This is a genomic window from Crocosphaera watsonii WH 8501, from assembly GCF_000167195.1.
Lineage (GTDB): Bacteria > Cyanobacteriota > Cyanobacteriia > Cyanobacteriales > Microcystaceae > Crocosphaera > Crocosphaera watsonii.
Map to the genome: position 1 here is coordinate 1 of NZ_AADV02000235.1, position 4,899 is coordinate 4,899.

4 protein-coding genes and 2 pseudogenes are annotated in these 4,899 nt (G+C 34.9%); 5 read left to right on the forward strand and 1 reads right to left on the reverse strand.

Annotated features, from left to right (window positions below; all coding sequences use genetic code 11):
• From CWATDRAFT_RS29675 to CWATDRAFT_RS29685, 3 genes and pseudogenes are all read left to right on the forward strand, one after another.
• The coding region (locus tag CWATDRAFT_RS29675) for an amino acid kinase family protein (RefSeq protein ID WP_007308423.1) at nt 1-303 on the forward strand (303 nt) is incomplete at its 5' end.
• Nucleotides 293-838, forward strand: a pseudogene (gene frr, locus CWATDRAFT_RS29680) (ribosome recycling factor). The gene CWATDRAFT_RS29675 and the pseudogene frr, both read left to right, overlap by 11 nt.
• Before the next feature lie 103 nt (nt 839-941).
• Nucleotides 942-1,658, forward strand: a complete 717-nt coding sequence (locus CWATDRAFT_RS29685) for an NnrU family protein (protein ID WP_190273816.1) — start codon at nt 942-944, stop codon at nt 1,656-1,658.
• Between the two features lie 97 nt (nt 1,659-1,755).
• Here the strand turns inward: CWATDRAFT_RS29685 and CWATDRAFT_RS29690 are convergent, their stop codons facing one another.
• The gene (locus tag CWATDRAFT_RS29690; RefSeq protein WP_007308430.1) at nt 1,756-2,346 is read right to left on the reverse strand and encodes a hypothetical protein; all 591 of its coding nucleotides are present in this window, start codon (nt 2,344-2,346) and stop codon (nt 1,756-1,758) included.
• A gap of 234 nt (nt 2,347-2,580) precedes the next feature.
• Here CWATDRAFT_RS29690 and CWATDRAFT_RS35090 point away from each other — a divergent pair.
• Nucleotides 2,581-4,102 (forward strand): annotated as a pseudogene (locus tag CWATDRAFT_RS35090) (IS1380 family transposase).
• 461 nt (nt 4,103-4,563) lie between these two features.
• Nucleotides 4,564-4,899 (forward strand): XisH family protein (locus tag CWATDRAFT_RS29705; RefSeq protein ID WP_007308429.1); only part of this gene is annotated, 336 nt, incomplete at its 3' end.

Below are 4,899 nucleotides of genomic sequence, written 5' to 3' on the forward strand. Positions count from 1 at the left end.
ACCACAGCAGCCCTGAGAGCAGCAGAAATTGAGGCAGAGGTGGTTTTTAAAGCGACAAAGGTGGATGGAGTCTATGACTGCGATCCCAAGGATAATCCTAATGCCCGTCGCTACGAAAGCTTAACCTATAGCCATGTTTTAACCCATGATTTACGGGTGATGGATGGGACAGCCATTGCCCTTTGCAAAGAAAACCATATACCAATAGTTGTCTTCGATCTCTCGGTCCAGGGGAATATTGTTCGAGCAATTAAAGGTGAAAAAGTTGGAACCATTGTAGGAGGTTTCTGTGATGTTAGATGATCTTAAAGACAATATGCAAAAATCCGTTGAGGCGACTCAGCGATCGTTTAATACTATTCGTACAGGACGGGCAAACCCGGCTATCCTGGATCGGGTGACAGTGGACTATTATGGCACGGAAACTCCTTTAAACCAGTTGGCTAATATTAGCACCCCATAATTTTCAATGATCATGATTCAGCCCTATGATAAGGGAAGTATGGGGCAAATTGAAAAGGCGATCCAGATGTCGGATGTGGGACTGACTCCCAATAATGATGGTCAAGTGATTCGTCTCAATATTCCTTCTTTGACAGAGGAAAGACGGAAAGATTTAGTAAAATTAGCTAGTAAAATGGCAGAAGAGGGTAAAGTGGCTATCAGAAACATTCGTCGTGATGCCATTGATGATGTTCGTAAACAAGAAAAAAATAGCGATATTTCTAAAGATGAATCTCGTGATCTACAAGATGATATCCAAAAGGTAACCGATAAGTTTACTAACAAAATTGATGATTTATTAAAATCGAAAGAAACGGATATTATGACAGTCTAACCAAAATAGATTACTATCATAATGATAAGGAACCCATAGATCAAGTGATTCTATGGGTTATTTGTTGGCCTATGTAGTTTAATACAAGGAAATATTCATGTTGATGGGACTACCCACCTGGTTAACTCCAAGTCACGGGATTATATTAGCATTATTGTTGGGATTTGCTGTTGCTCACAGTGGACTGGCAGCTTTACGATCTTGGGGAGAGTCAAAAATTGGGGCCAGATTATATCGAGTTTTATTTGCTTTGGTGAGTATTCCTTTTGCCACTATTCTAATTATTTACTTTTTTAATCATCGCTACGATGGGTTGATGTTATGGCAAGTACAAGGTATTCCTGGGGTTAAGGGTGTAGTTTGGGGGCTATCTCTGGTCTCTTTTTTGTTCCTTTATCCAGCTACTTTTAATCTTTTGGAAATCGCTGCGATCGCTAAACCTCAAGTCCATCTCTACGAAACGGGTATTTTAAGAATATGTCGTCACCCCCAAATGGTAGGACAAGTGATTTGGTGTATTGCTCATACGTTGTGGTTGGGAACGACATTTACTTTGGTTACTTCTTTGGGTTTAATTGCTCATCATATCTTTGCTGTATGGCATGGGGATCATCGCCTCCAAAAACGCTATGGAGACGCTTTTCTTAAGGTTAAGGAGCGAACCTCCATTATTCCCTTTTTAGCTATCTTAGAGGGTCGTCAAACCTTGGAATTGCAGGAACTTTTACGCCCTGCTTATGTGGGTGTGTTGGGCTTTGTGGCTTTGTTTTGGTGGGGTCATCCTTGGTTGATGCAGGTGACGGCCAAAGTTCCTTGGTAAACTTTTCATCTCATTCGTGTTGACGAAAGAAAGACAAGAATAGGTTATATTGGGTTTTGTCTCTCAACCCAACTTATAAGATAGGCGATTGCATTTTTTAACGTTTAAACTCACAATAAGAAAAAGTATCACATTTTCCTAAATTATTACCCTTTGTATCTACAATTTCAATTGGAAACGGTTCAGTTGAGTTCACAGTTTGTCTTGGTTTGCGATAATGTAGAATTTGTAATCCTTGACCGACAGGTTCAACTATGAACGTATATTTATTATTGTTCCAATAAATCTTTTTTAATTGATAACTAAATAATCTAACTTCATTATTTGTCTGGTCAGTTTCAGAGAATTTTTTCCAGCATTTCCCAATGTCTAATGCAACATTTTCATCATTGACTCTTGCATAAATAATCCCTGAAACTAATTCCATATCTTGTCCTCCACTAGCACCATAATAAGTATTAAAATGAAGCATATCCGCTGTCCAGACAGGAGAATTAAATAAATTTAAAATATTATTTCCAACCCTATACAACCAATACTGATTTGATTCAACAAAAGTTGTGTATTCTTCTCTACTTGGACGAGCAAAAGTATCGGAATTGAAGCAAACCTCAAAAGCAATATTTGTTCCTTGACTTTGAGCAGTAAAAACTTTACCCGAATTTCTCACAAAATCTGCGATCGCCAAACACAGAAGCCTTACAGGAAGTGGGTTTGAACAGAGCGATCGCAGATTTCCCCAACCAACAGTCTGTTGTCAGATTTTAAGTTAAAATCAACCCGAATTAGACAAAGATGAAAAGATAAATCAATCACTCATTTTTCCAAAAAAATTATTAATAAAATCTCTAATAGTACTAGATTGTTAGAATAAAATATGCTATAATTTAATTATTAAAGCAATTTACCTTAAACTGATTTAATGAGTCCCAGTCATCCCCGAACCCCTAGTCAAGTAATCAACTTTAGTAAACAGAAAGGAAAAGAAATAATCGCTAATTTTGATGGGGGACTAATCACTTCAGATGCGGGTATTGTCTGGATAGCTGAGTTGGATAAAAAACTGGGAATTACGGAGAAGTTTGGTAACTGTTTTCAAGATCATCGTCATCAATCTTATGTAGATCATTCCGTTCATGAGTTATTAGCACAAAGGCTTTATGGAATTATTTTAGGCTATGAAGATGTCAATGACCATGATAAATTACGTCACGATCCTGCCCTTAAGATCGCTTTAGAAAAGCTTAATGAACTTGAAGATAAAAATCGCTTTAGAAAAGCTTAATGAACTTGAAGATAAAAAGGGATGGTTAGCTGGAAAAAGTACAATTAATAGATTGGAATATTGTCCTGAGACTATTCTCGACCAAAAAACGAGTCGTTATCATAAAATAGAACCCAACTTTGAAGCCATTGAAAAATCTTTTGTCGAATTTTTTTTAGAGTCTTATAAAAAACCTCCCTTAAGTATTATATTAGATATGGATGTCACGGATGACCAAGTACATGGTAATCAAGAAGGGGCATTTTTTAATAGTTATTATCACGGAGTATGTTATGCTCCTTTATATATTTTCTGTGGGCATCATTTATTAGTTGCTAAACTTCGTTCATCTAATGTAGATCCAGCCGATGGAGCCTTAGACGAATTACAAAGAATTATCGGACTAATTAGAGAAAAATGGTCAGAGACTCATATCCTAGTTAGGGGTGATAGTGCCTATGCCCGTGAAGAAATCTTCTATTTTTGTGAAAATCAGCCTTTAGTTGATTATGTTATAGCTATGGGAACAAATGGCGTTCTTAAGTTACGAGCGGATGATGTAATTGAAAAAGCCAAACATGAATATGAAAAAAAACTAGCTCCAATAACTGAATTAATGGATAGTTTATTTCAGAAAAAAGAAGATTTAGAAGAAGTTAAAAAATTAGTACCAATTTCTACTTGGTATCGCTCTATTCGTTATAAAACAGAAAAGTCATGGAGTTGTCAAAGAAGAGTAGTGACAAAAGTTTGTTATGGAAGTGATGGCTTAAAAATGTGCCATGTGGTGACATCTTTGCCCGCTTCAAAAATTCCACCCTCAAAACTTTATACAAAAAAATACTGTCCGAGAGGCGAGATGGAAAATCGGATTAAAGAACAACAATTAGACTTGTTAGCTGATAGAACTTCAACTCAAACATTTCAAAGTAATCAACTAAGATTATGGATACATTCCTGGGCTTATGTTCTCATAAATGCTTTTCGTCAACACTATTTAAAAAAAACTTCATTGGCTAAAGCAACTGTGGGAAGAATACGTCTAAATCTTCTTAAGTTGGGAGCCAGAATAAAGATTAGTTGTAGAAGAATTATTATCGCTATAGCTAGTGCTTGTCCTTATCAAGATATTTTGTCTATTGCTAACAAAAGAATTAAAACTATTCCTAATACGGGATAAGTAGAATAAGTTGTTTTTTAAAAAAGATATCTATCATAAGTTGTTGACTGACTGATACTTTCATTTAGTCTTATTTATCGTGGAGAAAATCAAAAGTTAATATAATTATTCCCTCTTAAACTCAATTTTTGGATAATCAAAGTCAATTTTTTTATTCATCTATATTCAAAATTTCTATTAGTCCTAAAAATTATCATTTTTCATCTCTGGATTGGGCTTTCAAATTAATTTGTGAGAAATCCGGGTTTAGCACTTGCTTGAAATTGATTAGTTCTTTTAGAATATATTTGTTGAGCAATTACTAAATTTAGTAGACAAAAAGTACAGATAATTTTATTCAAATTAAATTTTATTTTCATAAACTCTATTCTATTACAATTAATAAATAAGATAAGTATAATCTTTAATTTTATGGTACAATAGTAGCATAAGGATAAGTCTGTTTATATTGTAAGACTAATATGCCCGCTAGAGATGTTTTTCATGATGCTGTTATTCATGCACTGGAAAGGGAGGAGTGGCAAATTACTCATGATCCCTATCTAATTTACTATGAATTGGGTAAAATGTATATAGATTTGGGGGCTGAAAAGGTGTTAGCTGCTGAAAAAAAGAACCAAAAAATAGCAGTTGAAATTAAAAGTTTTATCCAAACGGCAGCAGTTTCAGAATTTCATACTGCACTGGGTCAATTTATTAATTATCGTACTATTCTAAAAGAATCAGAACCTAATAGAATTTTGTATTTAGCAATTCCTGATGATACCTACAACTCTCTTTTTCGAACACGATTTGTT